Below are 17,863 nucleotides of genomic sequence, written 5' to 3'. Positions count from 1 at the left end.
GAATTTATTTTCTCATGGGAGGAGTGATGCGCTGGTTCCTGTTCATCTTCTTTTGTCTTCTGAGCATGCCGACTCACGCGGTAACGATACCCGGCGTTCCCTCCCCGGCCTCAACCAGCCCGCAAACTGGCCCCACGACAGAACCCGATATCGAACAAAAAAAGGCGGCCTATGGCGCACTGGCGGATGTGCTGGAAAATGAGAGTTCACGCCAGGAGCTGATCGGTCAATTGCGCAAAGTGGCGGCCACGCCACCTCCCGAACCGGTGCCCACCATTGTCCCGCCAACGTTAACGGAAGAAAAAACGGTGCTGGAGAATGTCACGGATATCAGCCGTCATTATGGCGAGGCTCTCTCAAGCCGTTTTGCCCAGCTGTATCGCAACATTACTGACGCTCCCCACAAAACCTTTAATCCGCAAACATTCTCGAATGCCCTGACCCATTTCCTTATGCTGGCGGTATCTGTTTTTGGCTTTTACTGGCTGATACGGCTTTGCGCACTGCCGCTGTATCGCAAAATGGGGCAGTGGGCGCGACGGAAAAACCGCGAGCGCAGTAACTGGTTACAGCTTCCCGCCATGATCGTTGGCGCGTTCATTGTCGATTTACTGCTGCTGGCGCTCACCCTGTTTGTCGGGCAGATATTGAGCGACCGAATGAATGCCGGTAGCCGCACGATTGCATTCCAGCAAAGCTTGTTTCTCAATGCCTTTGCACTGATTGAATTTTTTAAGGCCATTTTGCGCCTGATTTTTTGCCCGGCGGTGACAGAGCTGCGACCATTTAACATTCAGGATGCAGGCGCACGCTACTGGAACCGGCGTCTGAGTTCATTAAGCAGTCTGATTGGTTACGGGCTTATTGTGGCGGTCCCCATTATCTCGAATCAGGTCAACGTACAGGTCGGCGCAATGGCTAACGTCATCATCATGCTGTGCATCACGCTGTGGGCGCTGTACCTGATTTTCAGAAACAAGAATGAGATTACCCAGCACTTACAGAATCTTGCCGCACGCTCTTTAGCTTTCTTTAGCCTGTTTATCCGTGCTTTTGCGCTGGTCTGGCATTGGCTGGCCAGCGCCTATTTCATTGTGTTGTTCTTTTTCTCACTCTTTGATCCGGGCAATAGCCTGAAATTCATGATGGGCGCAACGTTACGCAGCCTGGTGATCATCGGGATCGCCGCCTTTGTATCCGGCATGCTATCCCGCTGGATTGCCAAAACCATTACCTTGTCGCCGCACACGCAGCGCAGCTATCCGGAATTACAGAAGCGACTAAATGGCTGGCTGTCAACGGCGTTAAGCGTGGCCAGGATCCTGACTGTGTGTGTCGCCGTTATGTTGCTACTCAACGCCTGGGGACTGTTCGACTTCTGGAACTGGCTGCATTACGGCGCGGGCGAAAAAACGGTCGATATTCTGATCCGCATCGCACTGATTCTCTTCTTCTCTGCTATCGGCTGGACGATCCTTGCCAGCCTGATTGAAAACCGCCTGGCTTCAGATATTCACGGTCGTCCGCTGCCCAGTGCGCGGACTCGTACGCTGTTGACGCTATTTCGCAACGCGCTGGCAGTGATCATCAGTACCATCACGATCATGATTGTATTGTCAGAGATTGGCGTCAATATCGCCCCATTACTGGCCGGGGCCGGCGCGCTGGGGCTGGCGATCTCTTTCGGATCACAGACACTGGTGAAGGATATTATTACTGGGATATTTATCCAGTTTGAAAACGGCATGAATACCGGCGATCTGGTCACTATCGGCCCGTTAACCGGCACGGTCGAACGCATGTCGATCCGCTCTGTTGGCGTACGCCAGGACACAGGGGCATACCACATCATCCCGTGGTCCTCGATAACGACCTTCGCCAACTTCGTGCGGGGGATCGGATCGGTCGTTGCGAATTACGACGTCGACCGTCATGAAGATGCGGATAAAGCCAATCAGGCGCTGAAGGATGCGGTCGCTGCGGTGATGGAAAAGGATGATATTCGTGGGCTTATCATTGGCGAGCCGTCATTCGCCGGGATTGTGGGTTTGACCAATACGGCATTCACCTTACGGGTCTCGTTTACCACCCTGCCGCTAAAGCAGTGGACGGTGCGTTTTGCGCTCGACAGCCAGGTGAAAAAACACTTCGATCAGGCCAACGTGCGCGCCCCGGTACAGACCTATCAGGTACTGCCTGCACCGGTGTCAGGCCCACAATCAACGGCAGCAGAACCGCTGCCGCCGAGCGAGCCCACGATTTAGCGTTGACGCGCCATAAAACGACGACGCTGATCGTTATCCATAAAGGTCCAGGCTATAAAGCGACTCTGCTTTTGCCCCTGGGCCATCTCTTTTTTAACCACTTTCACCGCGCCAGCATCGGTTAACGCATGGTACAACGGAGGCAGATTCTCACCCCGCGATACCAGAGTGGTGAACCACATCACCTGACGACCAAAGGCCTGGCTTTCTGCGATCATTTTCTTGATGAACGCCACTTCACCCCCTTCGCACCACAGTTCCTGCTGCTGGCCGCCAAAGTTCAGCGCATCATCTTTGTCTTGCCCCAGATTGCGGCGTTTGCGCTCGCTTCCGGCACGGGCAGAGGCAGCAGAATCATGGAATGGCGGATTACACAACGTGGCTTCGTACTGCTCATTCTTGTGAATAATGCCGTTGAAGATAGCCGAAGCATCTTTCTGACGACGCAGACGAATCGCCCGGGTTAAGCCAGGGTTGCCATTGATAATTGCCTGAGCGCTGCTAAACGCTTCGCTACTGGTTTCGCTGCCGGTAAAACGCCAGCCGTATTCATGCACGCCGATCAGTGGATAAATGCAGTTCGCCCCCACCCCAACATCCAGCACGCTGGCATTTGCAGGGATGGTTCCGGTGGTTTCACCCAACAGGTCGGCCAGATGGTGAATGTAGTCCGCACGACCCGGAACCGGCGGGCACAGGAAACCTTCCGGGATATCCCAGTTTGCCACCGCATAATAATGCGCCAGCAGTGCTTTATTGAGCGCCTTCACTGCCTGCGGATTCGCGAAATCAACACTCTGCTCGCCGCCTGGCGTGAGGATGAGAAATTGCGTCAGCTCAGGAGTAACCTGGCATAACGTCGCAAGATCATAACGGCCATTGTGGCGGTTGCGTGGATGTAATCCCGGTTTCTGGGGGGGCATAGCATTCTCCTTTTAACAGCGGCGTAAGATACCCGCATAACGCCACGGGGTAAACATACACAGCAGGGAAATTTCATTTTTTATGCGAATTGCATCGTTCAAAAAACAGCCTGTTGTTGGTCGATTTTTTGCGGCAAATACCCTGCAATGACGACCTAAACTTATCAGGCACGATCTGTTGTTTCTCAGAGGATATCATCATGAAGAAATGCCTCACATTCCTTGCCGCTACCGTACTTACCGGCATGACATTTGCGACTTTTGCTGCACAGCCCAATACCAGTCCTGCCACCGGTCCACTACAAGCCTCCGGTACGATTTCCGTGAGCGGAGCATCAAGCCTGGATGACCTCGAAGGTAAGCTGGCAGAAAAAGCGAAAGAGCAAGGCGCGAAAGGCTTTGTGGTTAATTCCGCTGGCGGTAAAAATCAAATGTACGGTACAGCAACTATCTATAAGTAACTCTCCCTCAGCTCAACTGCATTCACCCTGAATGCAGTTTGCTGTTCTCTTCTTCCTGAAAGCTTCCGCCTGAATTGTAACCGCCATGTTGGAATTTTGAATTCAATGTAAATAAATGTATTTATTTTTGAAGTAATGAATGCTAAAACGTCGCACTTATTGATAATGCTTATCAAAATTATTATCAATTACGCATTTCATTCAGGCGAGACCTGCAGGGTATAACGTCCACAGAGATGTCCCTTCGTTTGAGTGAAACCTTCTACTCAAAAATAATAAGTCATTCATCAACATGGATAAAAATCGCAATCTGCCGTCTTGTAGTTTTCATTCGCTCACCTTCTTTGCCGGCCTGTGTATTGGCCTGTCTCCTGTAGCCCAGGCCGTCGCCGCAGGCTCACAAGAGACAAAGCAGGAAGATACGCTGGTCGTTGAAGCAGCTAAGCCCTCGCTGTATGCCCCAACGCACTCTGCCGACCCGAAGTTCTCTCGTCCGGTGGCTGACACCACTCGCACCATGACGGTGATTTCTGAGCAGGTTATTAAGGATCAGGGAGCAACCAATCTTACTGATGCGTTGAAAAACGTGCCGGGTGTTGGTGCATTTTTTGCGGGTGAAAATGGTAACTCCACCACCGGCGATGCGGTGTATATGCGAGGAGCTGACACCTCAAACAGCATTTATATCGACGGTATTCGTGATATTGGTAGCGTCACGCGTGACACCTTCAATACGGAACAGGTTGAAGTGATTAAAGGGCCTTCCGGCACCGACTATGGTCGCAGTGCCCCCACAGGCTCCATCAATATGATCAGCAAGCAGCCGCGCACCGATTCAGGTATTGACGCCTCAGCCAGCGTCGGTAGCGCCTGGTTACGCCGGGGAACGCTGGATATCAATCAGGTCATCGGTGACACCACCGCGGCACGCTTAAACCTGATGGGTGAGAAAACGCATGATGCCGGACGCGATAATATTAAAAATGAACGCTACGGCGTGGCCCCCTCTATTGCCTTTGGTTTAGGCACCGAAAACCGACTGTATCTGAACTATCTACACGTCACCCAGCACAACACACCGGACGGAGGAATTCCGACTATTGGTCTGCCTGGCTACTCAGCGCCGTCTGCTGGAACATCGGCCCTGAACCATTCAGGAAAAGTAGATACGCATAATTTCTATGGTACCGACTCCGATTACGACGACTCGACGACCGATACCGCGACAATGCGTTTCGAGCATGACCTGAGTGACAGCACGACCCTTCGCAACACCACGCGCTGGTCGCGCATTAAACAGGATTATCTGATGACCGCAGTCATGGGCGGCGCATCAAACATCACGCAGCCAACCCGCAACGTCGATACCTGGAGCTGGTCACGGGTGGCGAATACCAAAGATGTCAGCAACAAAATCCTCACCAACCAGACCAACCTGACGTCAAAATTTTATACCGGTGCTGTCGGACATGACATCAGTACCGGCGTGGAGTTGACCCGTGAAACACAGACCAACTATGGCGTAGCGCCACTCACACCGCCACCGGTCAATATTTACTCACCGAACAGCAACGTAAACATTGGCGGATTATCCCGTAATGGCGCTAACGCCAACGGACAGACCGATACCTTCGGTATTTACGCCTTCGATACTCTGCAAATTACGCGTGATATTGAACTGAACGGTGGTATTCGTCTGGATAACTACCGTACCCAGTATGACAGTGCAACCGCGTGCGGCGCTTCTGGTCGCGGTGCCGTCGCGTGCCCAACAGGCGCTGCCAAAGGTTCTCCGGTCACCACCGTCAACACCGCGAAATCCGGTAATCTGGTGAACTGGAAAGCAGGTGCACTGTACCATTTGACCGAGAACGGCAACGTTTACATCAACTATGCGGTTTCCCAGCAACCGCCGGGTGGCAGTAATTTTGCCCTTGCTCAAAGTGGGACCGGTAACAGCGCCAACCGTACCGACTTTAAACCGCAAAAGGCAAAGACCAGCGAAATCGGGACGAAATGGGAGGTACTGGATAAACGCCTGCTGTTGACCGCCGCCGTTTTCCGCACGGATATCGAGAACGAAGTTGAACAGAACGATGACGGGACATACTCCCAGTATGGCGAAAAACGTGTTGAAGGCTACGAGCTCTCCGTGGCAGGAAATATTACCCCGGCATGGCAGGTGATTGGCGGTTATACCCAACAGCGCGCCACGGTGCATAGCGGTCAAGACGTCGCGCAGGATGGTTCGTCTTCCCTGCCGTATACGCCGGAACATGCCTTCACACTCTGGAGTCAGTATCAGGCTACTGATGATGTTTCCGTTGGTGCCGGTGCTCGTTACGTGGGCAGCATGCATCGCGGTTCGGACGGCGCCGTTGGGACGCCATCCTATACCGAAGGCTACTGGGTGGCGGATGCCAAGTTAGGCTATCGCGTAAACCGCAATCTCGATTTCCAGTTGAACGTCTACAACCTGTTTGACACCCAATACGTATCCTCCATTAACAAAAGTGGATACCGTTACCATCCGGGCGAGCCAAGAACCTTCCTGCTCACCGCGAATATGCATTTCTAATCCATCGCGTGGGGCGCAAGCCCCACTTTCAGGAGAAACTCTGATGATGTACCACATTCCCGGCGTCCTGTCGGCGCAGGATGTAGTCTGGTTTCGCGAACAACTGGAAACCATAGACTGGGTTGATGGCCGTGTCACAACGGGCGCTCAGGGAGCACAGGTTAAAAATAACCAGCAGGTTGACACGCGAAGCGAGCGCTATATGGCATTGCAACAAGCGGTGCAGAACGCCGTGAACAACAGCGCGTTGTTTTTCGCTGCCGCACTGCCGAAAACCCTCTCTACACCGCTGTTCAATCGTTATCAGAACAACGAAACCTACGGTTTTCACGTTGATGGCGCGGTGCGTAGTCACCCGGAAAACGGCTGGATGCGAACTGACCTTTCCGCGACCTTGTTTTTAAGCCATCCCGACAGCTATGACGGTGGGGAGCTCCGGGTAAATGATACTTACGGGCAACATACGGTGAAGCTTCCGGCTGGCGATCTGGTACTTTACCCCTCCAGCAGTCTGCACTGCGTCACGCCGGTTACCCGTGGAACCCGTGTGGCATCGTTTATGTGGGTCCAGTCGATGATCCGTGATGACAAAAAACGCGCCATGCTGTTTGAACTGGATAAGAACATTCAATCACTGAAAGCGCGCCACGGAGAAAGTGCAGAGATCCTGTCGTTGCTTAATCTTTACCATAACCTGCTGCGCGAGTGGTCCGAAATCTGATACGCCTGTAGGCGCTCGTTTTTCCCCCATCTCATTCGCTATAATTATTCTATAAACGAATTCTATAAAACGAATGACAGGAGGCACACATGGCATCCGGCTGGGCAAATGACGACGCCGTGAACGAACAGATCAACAATACGATTGAAGATGCTGTTGCCCGTGCCCGTGGCGAGTTACCCACGGGAGAAAGTCTGCATGAATGTGAAGAATGTGGCAATCCTATCCCGCAGGCGCGCCGTGAAGCGGTACCTGGCGTGCGTTTGTGCATCTCCTGCCAACAGGACAAAGATTCACATAACTCTGCATTTTCAGGATATAATCGCAGAGGTTCGAAAGACAGCCAGCTACGTTGACTCATCTTTACCAAAAGTTTCAGCGCATACGATTTCCTTTACGAGCACGCTTTTTCACTCACGGTGTAGCAAAATGTGCCGTTGTCACTTTCTCTGTAAAGCGCAATGACAAGAACTGTAAATCCCTCTTCTGAATTTATTAATATTCAATAAGTTATTTGTCATTCAATTTTTTTGATTGATGTCGTCAATTCTATTCGATTTTCTCTCACCGAAAAAAACGTGATACTTCTCACATCGACAGAACAACGTCTACTGAACAGAACATCGACTAACCGAATAAACCTGCGAGAGAAAAATCATGAAAAACATTAAATTTGCTGTTGCTGCTATCGCCCTGTCTACCCTGTCATTTGGTGTTTTCGCTGCTGAGCCGGTCACCTCCACTCAGGCACAAAGCATGAATAAAATGGGTGTGGTATCTGCTGATGGCGCCACCACGCTGGACGGCCTGGAAGCAAAACTGGCTGAAAAAGCAGCTGCTGCTGGTGCAAGTGGTTACAGCATCACCTCCGCTGTCGGCAACGACAAAATGAGCGGCACCGCGGTTATCTACAAATAACCAACAGAATTCCTGTACGACCCAATGCTCCAACCCTCATTGACCCTGTTTGTTACCCTTGTTTGCCCGTCCGCCACTGGACGGGCTTTTTTTTATCTAACGCTCAAGCCGTTGGCGAAACGCCTGCAATACCGCATCCGGCATACCGATTTGCCGTGCCGCCTCACATATCGCTTGCCAGCTTCCGGCATCAAGCGGGATACCCTGCGCCAGCCGCTCTTCACGGGTATTCACTTCCCACTCGCCCGGTAACAGGATGGGCGCATCCTCAGCATGCGGCGACGCTTTGACCCATTCAGCAAATGCCGAAACCTGATTGTCACAGTCCGGGGCACCGAAGAGTGTTGGGTTAATGATGATCGTGGTCATGCAGTTAATAATGGCATCTGCACTGTTCTGCAAACTGGCTTCGTGGGTCGTTTTACCGCCAGAGAGCGCACCGCCCAGGATTTCACACATTGCCGCCAGCGCATAGCCTTTATGCTGAGCGAAGGTGAGCAGCGAGCCCAATGGTGATTCCTGCATAACAGCAGGATCGGTGGTAGGAGCCCCCAGGGCATCAATCAGACAGCCCGGCGCAACCGGCTCACCTTTGTGCCACGCCACGCGCGTTTTACCGAAAGCAATGGCGCTGGTCGCGTAGTCCAACAGCAACGGGAAATCATTTTTACGTGGAAACACAACGCAGAAAGGGTTGGTGCCAAAACGGCTATCACGACCATGGAACGGCGCAACCATCGGAATCCCCACCACATTCACAAAGTGTATAGAGACAAAGCCCGCCTCCGCACACTGCTCCGCCCAGTAGCCAATGCGTCCAATATGGTGAGAATTATGCAGTGCTACCGCAGCAATTCCGTACTGCTGTGCTTTCTCAATCCCCAGCGCGATAGCTTCATGCGCGGCTACCTGACCAAATGCGCAATCCCCATCCAGCGTAACCACTGCCCCCGCCTCTTTCACCACTTTCGCATGACGATTGATCTGCAAATGCCCCTGCGTGAATGAGCGAATGTAGCTTGGGATCATCCCAATACCGTGTGAATCATGGCCGGCGAGGTTTGAGGCAATCAGATGATCGGCCACCAACTGCGCTTCCTGCTCGTCGCTCCCCATCTGGCGGAAAACGGCCTGAATAAACGCATGCAGCGTTGGCGCGTGAAAGCGATGTCCACTGTTCATTGTAATCTCCTGTTGTGTTGCGTGTTTGTTGTGTTTCTTATTTTTCAACAAACTATGCTGCGCTACGGTAGCCAGGAGGTCAATAAACGTGCAGAAATTTCACGTTGCAGAGGGTACAGGACAGGAACGACTGACGGGCCAGATGACAGGCCCGTCGGGATGACGAAAGGGTCAGAAGCTATGATCGACGCGAGCAAGCCCGTCTGCCAGCGTGGCGGATTCCCCGGTGGCCACCAGACAGCAAGCCATCTGAATTTTCAATGAGGCCGGTATCGGCTCGCTTCCGGCCAGACAGCGTTCTATCCAGCGGGCGGTCGTTTCCGGATCTTTTGCTACCGGCAGTGGGACTGGCTCGTCAGGCATCTCACTCTGGCGGTCCTGTAGCACACGCACTCCCGTCGGGTCTATCAGGCTAATCTGCGGGCAACGTTGCGGGTTGGCATACACTTCGCCTTCCGTTCCATGCATCAGCAGACCACGGCCGCCGATGTCGCCGAAAAATTTCGCCACTCGCGAGACATATTCGGGATGAGAAACACTGGCAAGACGCAGCGCGGCATCTTCTGCAAACGGTGTGGCCAGCTTCGCCAGCGTATGTGCACTGTTGCGAACGCCCATTCTCCAGCGCATCGCCAGTTGCGTCTCCAGCGGCGGACACAGCGCGCGCACCGGAATAAACACCGGTTCATGGCCATCCAGTTTTGCCTGTGCCTGGCCGGCATGCAGCGTGGGCATGATCCCCATCAGTTCAAAAATGGTTTCTGTCAGCACGCGGGTTGGATCTTCGCTGACGCCGTGTACCAGCACCGGGAATCCCAGTTTATGCAGTAAAATAGCCAGCAGCGGTGTCAGATTGGCTTGCTTTCGCGCGCCATTGTAACTGGGGATCACAATAGGCATGGGTTTGGCAACAGGCGGCGTCAGGCGAATGGTATGGTTTTGCATCGCTTCATAAAAGCCCAGCATCTCCGCTTCTCCCTCGCCTTTAATACGCAGCGCAATCAGCACGCCGCCCATCTCAAGGTCAGGGACATCGCCATTCAACATATGGGTATACAGTCCGCGAGCAGTATCCTGGTCCAGGTCACGCGCGTGATTTTTACCTCGCCCAATCTCTTTGATGATTTTGCGGTAATCCATCGATAACTCCTTTCCTGTTGCTCGCATCGTTAACGCCGACGGCGGCGCGTGGGTTTCGCTTTTTCTTTTGGTTTTACTATAACGTCTGGCACAGCAGGTTGCTCTATCGGAAAAATGGGTAACGCATTCAGTAAACGCTTGCCATAGTTTTTGGTCAACAACCGCTTATCGTAGATCACGACTTCACCCCAGCAGCCATGGCTACGAATGAGTCGCCCAACTTGCTGGATCAAATTGAACGACGCTGCCGGTAAGCTTTGCACCTCAAAAGGGTAGCGGTTCAGGCTTTTCAACCATTCGCCCTCGGTGATCACTACCGGGCTGTCGATGGGCGGAAACGCGATTTTGTGGATATGTACCTGGGTCAGCAATTCACCTTTCAAATCCAGACCTTCGGCAAAAGATTGCAGTCCGACCAGTACGCTGCGTTCGCCGTTTTCTACCCGCTTTCGGTGTAACTCCACCAGACGATAGCGCGGCTGGTCACCCTGTACCAGCAGCAGCAAGCGCAGATCGGTAACATGCTCAAGAAAACGCTGCATCGCCCGCCCGCTGGCAAAAAGCACCAGCATGCCCTGATGCTTTTTACTTTCCAGTTGCTCGCGGAAATAGGCCGCCATTTCCGCAATATGCTGCTCTTCGTTCTCCATCAACGGTTCGTAACGCATCTTTGGAATGACGATTTTGCCTTGCTCGACATGGTTAAACGGTGAATCCAGCGCGACAAAGCGGTCTCCCGCTTTTTCTTTCAGACCGCTCATCTCCTGCAGACGCGAGAAGCTATTGAGAGAACGGAGCGTGGCAGAGGTCACAATAATATGCGGTACGCTACGCCACAGCAGTCGTTCGAGCTGATCGCTCACGCGGATCCCGACACAATGGAACCAGACATGGATCTGCCCATCGCGCACCTCGCGCGTCGCCCATTTACTCACCGGCGCGCCTGACGACTGCGCCAGCGACGCCAGACGCCACAATTTGCTTTGCGCCTCAAACATGCCCAATGCCCGGTTCATCTGCAAAATAACCCGATGCAGACGCACGATATCGTGGGTACCGGTTTTTTCACTGAGATCGTTGAGGAACAGTTCTGCCAGGCCACGCAGCATTTCCGTCAGTTTCGCCAGTCGCTGGCAGATTTCCATCACTTCACCAGGCAGTTCTCCCATTGCAAAGCGGTGTTCCGCTTCCTGCGTGGCGGGCATATAGAGATTGAGGATATTATTAAGTGAAGCGATCAGTTCATATAGCTCTTCACAGTGACCATTCAACCGCTCGGCGTTCGCCAGCGGCGGCGTGGTTTTCGGGCGGAACTGCTCCATGCAGGTCGCCACTAATTTGCAGAACAGGTCCAGTTGAAGTCGATACCAGGGGGCGCTGATTTCCGCACTCATCTCCAGCGCATCGCGGGCGACATCCGGCAAATGATGGCCTTCATCAAGAACTAACAGCAGGTTTTTCGGCTCTGGCAGTACGGCTTCGCTTTCCATGGCCGCCATCACCAACGCGTGGTTCGCCACCACGACTTCGGCTTCCTGAATCTCGCGGCGGGCGACAAAAAAAGGACATTCACGATAGTAGTGGCAGTTACGGTTCAGGCAGCTCGCTTTATCGGTGCTCAAACGCTGCCAGAGTCCGTCGTCAATAGCGATATCAGTGTGATCGCGCAACCCGTCCCATTTATAGCTGTCGAGATCGCCTTTCAGCCTGGCGCAGCGCTTTTGTTCTTCCTGATTATTGGGTGTCAGATCATCGTCGAGAAAAGCCAGCAGATCCTGTTGATTGGGTTCGGTACTCGCCAGTGCGGCTAAATTGCGCGGGCAGACATAACGACCACGACCAAAAGCAGCGGTAAAACGCAGATCGGGGATGATTTTCCGCAGCAACGGCAGGTCTTTGCTGTAGATCTGATCCTGCAGCGCTACGTTAGCGGTACTGACCACCAACGTTTTCTGTTCTTCACGCGCAATGGCGATACCGGGGATCAGGTAAGATAACGTTTTCCCTACACCGGTCGGTGCTTCAATCGCCAGATGCCGCCCCTCTTCCCCTGCCAACGTTTTCGCGACATCGGCAATCATCTGTCGCTGCGGTGCACGGGGAATAAAGTCGGGGATCTGTTCCTGAAGCGCCTTGTACCAGGCGGCTATTTGCGCTTTTAGCGCCGCGGTTAATGCCATGAGAAAACCTGAAATACTGTATAAACAGCCACCATTGTGGCACATTTCAGACGCTCAATGTACCTTTTTCCCCCATTCTGGAAAGCGGCTCGCAGCACCGGCCTAAACTGCCGGATGGCGGCTTACACACCTTATCCGGTCTACATCCGGGTTCGCGTCTTATTCGGCCTACAGTGAGGGACATTGCAGGCCGAATAAGGATGTCGGTTAATAGTACCCCAACAACTTCCACCACAGCATGCCCACGGCAAAAATGATAATCACATTCGCCGTCACCACGCAGAGGTTGATTTTGTAAAAGCGCGGACGTTCAAAATACCCTTGGGCAAAATAGATCGGGCCTGGCCCACCACCGTACTCCGTATTACCCCACATCAGGTTACTGAAGATACCAAAGCAGATAGCAACCATCATCGGCGGCGCGCCTGCTGCGATCGCCGTTGCCGCAAAAGGGGCATACAGTGCAGCGACATGCCCGGTCGCCGTGGCAAAGAGATAATGAACGTAAATATAAAGAATCCCCAGCATGATAAAGGATTCTATCGCGCCAAACCCCTGAATACCGCTGCCCAGTTTTATCGTCATCCATTTAATAAAGCCCAGATCGGCAAGTCCGGTCGCGAGGCTAATAATGACGCTAAACCAAATCACCGTATCCCAGGCCGCGTGATCATTGAGCAGGCTTTTCCAACTGACTGCGCCAGAGGCGAACAGATACGCGGCCAGCCCCAGCCCGACAGAGGTCGCTGATAATCCCGTGATCAAGCTGGTGCCCCAACCAACCAACGCCAGCACAAAACCAAAGGCGACCTTTTTCTCGTTGCTGCTCATCGCACCGAGTTCACCCAGCGCCTGCTTGCCCATCGCTTTTGCTTCTGGCGTACGCTTAAGCTCAGGGTCCAGCAATTTATAGACCAGAAGCGGCATCAGGCAGAAACAGACCATCGCCGGAACCACCGCGGAAATAAACCATCCCCCCCAGGTTATCTCAACGCCTAACGAGGATTTTGCCAGACTGGCCACCAGCGGATTCGCCGCCATCCCGGTCAGGAATATCGCTCCGGTTATCGGTGTAAACTGAAAGCACACCATGGTTAAGAAATCACCGATGCGCTTGCCGGTTACTCCAGGCGCCGAGCCCAGTACGTCATTGATTGAACGGGTGATGGGAAAAATAATCCCCCCGGAGCGGGCAGTAACCGACGGCATTGCCGGGGCCATAATCAGATCGGACACCCCCAGCGAGTAAGCGATACCCAGGCTGCTGCCGCCAAAAAGCGACAGCATTTTGTACGCGATACGTTTCCCAAGCCCTGAGGTAACAAACCCCAGAGAAAGGACATAGGCGCAGAAGATAAGCCATACCGTGCCAGAAGCAAACCCGGAAAGCGCTTTTGCCTCTGGCAAGGTTTTGGTAAAAATGACCACGCAAAGCGCAATCAACATTACCGCCCCCGAAGGGAGCGGTTGGGTAAGAATAGCGGCAATGGTCGCGGCAAAAATGGCAAACATATGCCAGGCCTGAGGCGTCAGACCATCAGGTACGGGATAAAACCAAATGATCCCCCCAATGACCAGCGGTATCAGGAACGACAGAATGGATTTTCCCGCGACAGAATTCGTTGACATAAAAATATCCTTATTCCGTTAACCCGAGAACCATCATTTCTGCGACAGATATTTGGCCAGCACCTGATCGACCATTGCAGGAGCCATTCCCAGGTAATTCGCCGGGTCGGTCAGTTCTTCAATCAACTGCGGATCCAGTCGTTCAGAGACGGATGGCATCGCATTCAGCACATCCGCCAGTCGCCCCCCGTGTTCATTGACGATACGGCAGGCGTCATACACGACATCATGCGCATCCTGACGACCGATATACGGTGCCAGTCCCATCATGACCGCTTCAGCCACAATCAGTCCGTTGGTCATGCCGAGGTTACGTTTCATCGCCGCTTCATCAACCACCAGCCCCGCTAGCATAAAGTTGGCCTGATGCAACGCCCCGGCGCTGAGGACGAAACTTTCCGGGATAGCAATCCATTCCGCATGCCACGGCCCGGTCGCCCGCTCCAAATCCTGCACCATCGCATCCAGCATCAGTCCCGCTTGCTGACGTACGCCTTTCGCACAGGCCAGCATCAACTCGCTGGAAATAGGGTTACGTTTCTGCGGCATAGTACTGCTGGCTCCGCGGCCTTTGACAAACGGTTCATACAGCTCACCAAACTCGTTTGATGCCATCAGCATCACGTCATACGCAATTTTGCCCAGCGAACCGGTCATCACCGCCAGCAGGTTTACGGCTTCTGCAAAACCATCACGTGCAACGTGCCAGGTGGAGGTCGGTACATTGAGCCCTAACTCTTCCATCATGGCTTTTTGTACCGCCAGCCCTTTATCCCCCAGCGATGCCAGCGTACCGGCCGCACCCGCAAACTCGCCAACCAGCACACGCGGACGCGCCTGGGCAAGACGTTCAGCGTGACGTTCGAACATATCCAGCCAAATAGCGACTTTATAACCAAAGGTCACTGGCAGCGCTTGCTGCAGATGGGTTCTTCCCGCCATTGGCGTATCGCGGTAACGGCGCGCGAGGTCAGCGAGCGTCGCACGAAGTTTATCCATATCGGTTTCAATTAACGCAAACGCATCACGAATTTGCAGAACGACCGCGGTGTCCATGATGTCCTGCGTGGTTGCGCCCCAGTGCACATAACCACCAGATTCCCCGGCTTGTTTCGAAATCTGGTGTACCAACGGCAGGATGGGATAACCCACAATCTCGGTTTCATGGCGCAGCAAATCGAAATCCAGCGTATCGGCATTACATTTCTCGGCAATTTCCTGCGCCGCAGCCTCGGGTATCACACCGCAGCGTGCCTGGGCTTTGGCTAAGGCCACTTCCACTTCCACGTATTTGCGTACCAGCTCGCGATCGTCAAACACCGCGCGCATCGCCGGTGTGCCGAAAGAATCCCTGAACAGAACAGAATCAAGTACATTCGAAGCCATAAATCCCCCTGGAAAATCTGATAATGATAAGATGCGTGTTTCGGGTCGTTTGTTGGATGAACAAAGACCGCTTCAATGTCCAGACATATTCAAATGTCCGTACATTCAAATGTACGGACATTTATAGTATTCATGAGAAATGTATGGAATAGTCCGTACATATTTTTGTGATGAAGATCATTAATTTTTTGATGAAACCGCGATGAAAGAATCTCTGTACAAGCGAATAGCACGTGAACTGGCACAGCAAATTTCGGTGGGTACCTTTGCTCCCGGCTCGCTGTTTCCCACAGAAATGGAGCTGTGTGAAACGTGGCAGGTCAGCCGACACACCATAAGGGAGGCGTTGAGGGAATTAACAGAACAGGGGCTGATTTCACGGCGTAAAGGTGCAGGAACACGCGTTTGCGAACCACAGGCAAACGGTGTTAATCACCCGCTATCGCATCTGGAAGATCTGTTACTGCTGGCAAAAAACAACCTGCGCGTGATTAAGAAAATCGACGAGATTGTGGCGGATATTGAGCTTTCCCAGATGATTGGCTGCCCGCCAGGCTCCCGCTGGCTGCACATTGCCAGTACGCGTGAAGATGCGCAGAACCCGGATGCGCCAATCTGCTGGACCGACAGTTACGCCAGTACGGATTACGCCAAGCTGCGCACGTACATCCGCGACGACCCGCACTCGTTAATTAGCGATCTGATCGAAACGCATTACGGCATTAAAAGCCATGAAGTTCACCAGACGATCACGGCCGTCGGCGTGCCCAGGAAAATAGCAAAAATCCTTAACGTCGCACCTGATTCTCCGGCGATGAGAATTGTGCGTCGCTATCTGGACAGGGAAGGAAAGGTATTTGAAACGACGATTTCGATTCATCCGGCAGGACGCTATACCTGCTCAATCGTGCTGAAATCGCAAAGTTCTGGGGAATGATGCATTGTGTATCCGACCTACGCGACAGGCAGGCCGGATAACATGTTTACGCTGCCATCCGGTAACGTAACTTACTGTGCAGACGAAGGTTTGCGCGGACGACGTGGTGGACGAGGCTTATCGCCCGCCGGTTTGCCTTCGCTGCTACGCGGTTTCGCTTTTGGCGCACCGCCATCCTGACGACGCGGCTGCTGCCCACGACCCGCACCACCCTGACCACGACCACCGCCGCCACGCTGCTGACGTCCGTTCTGGATCGGCTCAGCTTTGATTGACGGGTCTGGCTCATAGCCCGGGATCGCAATACGCGGGATCTCTTTTTTCAGCAGTTTCTCGATATCGCGCAGCAACTTGTGTTCATCAACGCACACCAGCGACAACGCTTCACCGGTTGCCGCTGCACGGCCGGTACGGCCAATACGGTGCACGTAATCTTCCGGTACGTTTGGCAACTCGTAGTTCACAACATGCGGCAACTCTTCGATATCCAGCCCGCGTGCCGCAATGTCGGTCGCCACCAGCACGCGAATATCCCCGGATTTAAAATCAGCCAGCGCACGCGTACGCGCACCCTGAGATTTATTGCCGTGGATCGCCGCACTACGAATACCGTCTTTGTTCAGCTGTTCTGCCAGATGGTTCGCGCCGTGTTTAGTACGGGTAAATACCAGCACCTGCTGCCAGTTACCCTGACCAATCATCTGCGACAGCAGTTCACGTTTACGTTTTTTATCAACGAAATGCACATGCTGAGTCACCTGCTCTGACGCGGTATTACGACGCGCCACTTCAATTTCCAGCGGGTTGTGCAGCAGCTTTTCGGCCAGCGATTTAATGTCGTCAGAGAACGTAGCCGAGAACAGCAGGTTCTGACGTTTTGCCGGCAGTTTAGCCAGTACGCGACGAATATCATGGATAAAACCCATATCCAGCATGCGGTCGGCTTCATCCAGCACCAGGATCTCAACCTGATCCAGCTTCACCGCATTTTGGTGTTCCAGATCGAGCAAGCGCCCCGGCGTTGCAATCAGTACATCCACACCACCGCGCAGTTTCATCATCTGCGGGTTAATGCTGACGCCGCCAAAAACCACCAGCGAGCGAATATTCAGATACTTACTGTAATCACGCACGTTTTCGCCAATCTGAGCCGCCAGTTCGCGGGTTGGCGTGAGGATCAGCGCACGTACCGGACGACGGCTTTTGCCATGCGGCTGATGGGTAATGAGATGTTGTAACAGTGGCAGGGTAAAACCTGCCGTTTTACCCGTGCCGGTCTGGGCGCTGGCCATCAGATCGCGACCTTCCAGCACGGCAGGGATCGCCTGCTGCTGAATAGGGGTAGGTTCACGGTAACCCTGCTCGGCAACGGCACGTAAAATATCAGGGTTTAAACCAAGGGAATCAAAAGACATAACAACTCCGAACCACCCTGACCGTTACCGGTGTCGTTTTCAGGGAGATACATATAATAGAGATGACAAAAACCACAATGTCATGAAGGGGCGGAGTGTAGCAGTTTTTGTGATATACCGCATAAATTT

At 53.2% G+C, this 17,863-nt stretch carries 14 protein-coding genes; 7 read left to right on the top strand and 7 right to left on the bottom strand.

Features of this window, described 5'->3' with window-relative positions; translation table 11 throughout:
* The first annotated feature begins 26 nt into the window (after window positions 1–26).
* Window positions 27–2,264 carry a mechanosensitive channel protein gene (gene ybiO, locus QMN38_RS08285; protein WP_323604821.1) on the top strand — a complete coding sequence of 746 codons (2,238 nt, stop codon included), beginning with the start codon at window positions 27–29 and terminating at the stop codon, window positions 2,262–2,264.
* Here ybiO and rlmF read toward each other — a convergent pair.
* Window positions 2,261–3,187, bottom strand: a complete 927-nt coding sequence (rlmF, locus tag QMN38_RS08280) for a 23S rRNA (adenine(1618)-N(6))-methyltransferase RlmF (RefSeq protein ID WP_202039068.1) — start codon at window positions 3,185–3,187, stop codon at window positions 2,261–2,263. The two genes, ybiO and rlmF, sit on opposite strands and share 4 nt — an antisense overlap.
* 200 nt (window positions 3,188–3,387) lie before the next feature.
* Here rlmF and mcbA point away from each other — a divergent pair, with 200 nt between their 5' ends.
* The 5 genes from mcbA to ybiJ all read left to right on the top strand — a co-directional run bounded on the left by mcbA (window position 3,388) and on the right by ybiJ (window position 7,865).
* On the top strand, window positions 3,388–3,648 hold the full coding sequence (mcbA, locus tag QMN38_RS08275; RefSeq protein WP_137384321.1) for a DUF1471 family periplasmic protein McbA: 261 nt from the start codon (window positions 3,388–3,390) through the stop codon (window positions 3,646–3,648).
* Window positions 3,649–3,940: 292 nt separating this feature from the next.
* On the top strand, window positions 3,941–6,226 hold the full coding sequence (locus QMN38_RS08270; protein ID WP_323604820.1) for a catecholate siderophore receptor Fiu: 2,286 nt from the start codon (window positions 3,941–3,943) through the stop codon (window positions 6,224–6,226).
* A 43-nt stretch (window positions 6,227–6,269) separates the two neighbouring features.
* Window positions 6,270–6,947, top strand: coding sequence for a PKHD-type hydroxylase YbiX (ybiX, locus tag QMN38_RS08265; RefSeq protein WP_271449714.1), 678 nt, complete (start codon window positions 6,270–6,272; stop codon window positions 6,945–6,947).
* Between the two features lie 89 nt (window positions 6,948–7,036).
* Complete coding sequence (locus QMN38_RS08260; RefSeq protein WP_048212198.1) at window positions 7,037–7,303, top strand: DksA/TraR family C4-type zinc finger protein; 267 nt, start codon at window positions 7,037–7,039, stop codon at window positions 7,301–7,303.
* A gap of 301 nt (window positions 7,304–7,604) precedes the next feature.
* Entirely contained in the window at window positions 7,605–7,865 is a 261-nt protein-coding gene (ybiJ, locus tag QMN38_RS08255; RefSeq protein WP_048212199.1) for a DUF1471 family protein YbiJ, read from the top strand.
* 96 nt (window positions 7,866–7,961) lie between these two features.
* Here ybiJ and QMN38_RS08250 read toward each other — a convergent pair whose 3' ends face one another.
* From QMN38_RS08250 to pcaB, 5 genes are all read right to left on the bottom strand, one after another.
* Complete coding sequence (locus QMN38_RS08250; RefSeq protein WP_271454221.1) at window positions 7,962–9,047, bottom strand: malate/lactate/ureidoglycolate dehydrogenase; 1,086 nt, start codon at window positions 9,045–9,047, stop codon at window positions 7,962–7,964.
* Between the two features lie 171 nt (window positions 9,048–9,218).
* Window positions 9,219–10,187, bottom strand: a complete 969-nt coding sequence (ybiB, locus tag QMN38_RS08245) for a DNA-binding protein YbiB (protein ID WP_323604819.1) — start codon at window positions 10,185–10,187, stop codon at window positions 9,219–9,221.
* A gap of 29 nt (window positions 10,188–10,216) precedes the next feature.
* Window positions 10,217–12,367, bottom strand: a complete 2,151-nt coding sequence (dinG, locus tag QMN38_RS08240; protein WP_323604818.1) for an ATP-dependent DNA helicase DinG — start codon at window positions 12,365–12,367, stop codon at window positions 10,217–10,219.
* A 207-nt stretch (window positions 12,368–12,574) separates the two neighbouring features.
* Window positions 12,575–13,996 carry a DASS family sodium-coupled anion symporter gene (locus QMN38_RS08235; protein ID WP_271449718.1) on the bottom strand — a complete coding sequence of 474 codons (1,422 nt, stop codon included), beginning with the start codon at window positions 13,994–13,996 and terminating at the stop codon, window positions 12,575–12,577.
* Between the two features lie 33 nt (window positions 13,997–14,029).
* Window positions 14,030–15,382 carry a 3-carboxy-cis,cis-muconate cycloisomerase gene (pcaB, locus tag QMN38_RS08230; RefSeq protein ID WP_271456477.1) on the bottom strand — a complete coding sequence of 451 codons (1,353 nt, stop codon included), beginning with the start codon at window positions 15,380–15,382 and terminating at the stop codon, window positions 14,030–14,032.
* Between the two features lie 202 nt (window positions 15,383–15,584).
* Here pcaB and QMN38_RS08225 point away from each other — a divergent pair, with 202 nt between their 5' ends.
* A complete protein-coding gene (locus tag QMN38_RS08225) occupies window positions 15,585–16,319 on the top strand; it encodes a GntR family transcriptional regulator (protein WP_271441263.1) in 735 nt (244 codons plus the stop codon).
* Window positions 16,320–16,390: 71 nt separating this feature from the next.
* Here QMN38_RS08225 and rhlE read toward each other — a convergent pair whose 3' ends face one another.
* Complete coding sequence (gene rhlE / locus QMN38_RS08220) at window positions 16,391–17,734, bottom strand: ATP-dependent RNA helicase RhlE (RefSeq protein ID WP_202039076.1); 1,344 nt, start codon at window positions 17,732–17,734, stop codon at window positions 16,391–16,393.
* Window positions 17,735–17,863: the final 129 nt, after the last annotated feature.

Origin of the sequence: Citrobacter sp. R-1.5.2 (genome assembly GCF_035064245.1) — a bacterium.
GTDB lineage: Bacteria > Pseudomonadota > Gammaproteobacteria > Enterobacterales > Enterobacteriaceae > Citrobacter.
This window is presented reverse-complemented; position numbering and strand designations above follow the sequence as displayed.

What these genes read in the sequence shown, in the direction of transcription:
- QMN38_RS08260 (WP_048212198.1), top strand. Translation starts at nt 7,037, where the DNA reads ATGGCATCCGGCTGGGCAAATGACGACGCCGTGAACGAACAGATCAAC.
- QMN38_RS08270 (WP_323604820.1), top strand. Translation starts at nt 3,941, where the DNA reads ATGGATAAAAATCGCAATCTGCCGTCTTGTAGTTTTCATTCGCTCACC.
- dinG (WP_323604818.1), bottom strand. Translation starts at nt 12,367, where the DNA reads ATGGCATTAACCGCGGCGCTAAAAGCGCAAATAGCCGCCTGGTACAAG.
- ybiO (WP_323604821.1), top strand. Translation starts at nt 27, where the DNA reads ATGCGCTGGTTCCTGTTCATCTTCTTTTGTCTTCTGAGCATGCCGACT.
- rhlE (WP_202039076.1), bottom strand. Translation starts at nt 17,734, where the DNA reads ATGTCTTTTGATTCCCTTGGTTTAAACCCTGATATTTTACGTGCCGTT.
- QMN38_RS08225 (WP_271441263.1), top strand. Translation starts at nt 15,585, where the DNA reads ATGAAAGAATCTCTGTACAAGCGAATAGCACGTGAACTGGCACAGCAA.
- mcbA (WP_137384321.1), top strand. Translation starts at nt 3,388, where the DNA reads ATGAAGAAATGCCTCACATTCCTTGCCGCTACCGTACTTACCGGCATG.
- ybiJ (WP_048212199.1), top strand. Translation starts at nt 7,605, where the DNA reads ATGAAAAACATTAAATTTGCTGTTGCTGCTATCGCCCTGTCTACCCTG.
- QMN38_RS08250 (WP_271454221.1), bottom strand. Translation starts at nt 9,047, where the DNA reads ATGAACAGTGGACATCGCTTTCACGCGCCAACGCTGCATGCGTTTATT.
- ybiX (WP_271449714.1), top strand. Translation starts at nt 6,270, where the DNA reads ATGATGTACCACATTCCCGGCGTCCTGTCGGCGCAGGATGTAGTCTGG.
- ybiB (WP_323604819.1), bottom strand. Translation starts at nt 10,187, where the DNA reads ATGGATTACCGCAAAATCATCAAAGAGATTGGGCGAGGTAAAAATCAC.
- pcaB (WP_271456477.1), bottom strand. Translation starts at nt 15,382, where the DNA reads ATGGCTTCGAATGTACTTGATTCTGTTCTGTTCAGGGATTCTTTCGGC.
- QMN38_RS08235 (WP_271449718.1), bottom strand. Translation starts at nt 13,996, where the DNA reads ATGTCAACGAATTCTGTCGCGGGAAAATCCATTCTGTCGTTCCTGATA.
- rlmF (WP_202039068.1), bottom strand. Translation starts at nt 3,187, where the DNA reads ATGCCCCCCCAGAAACCGGGATTACATCCACGCAACCGCCACAATGGC.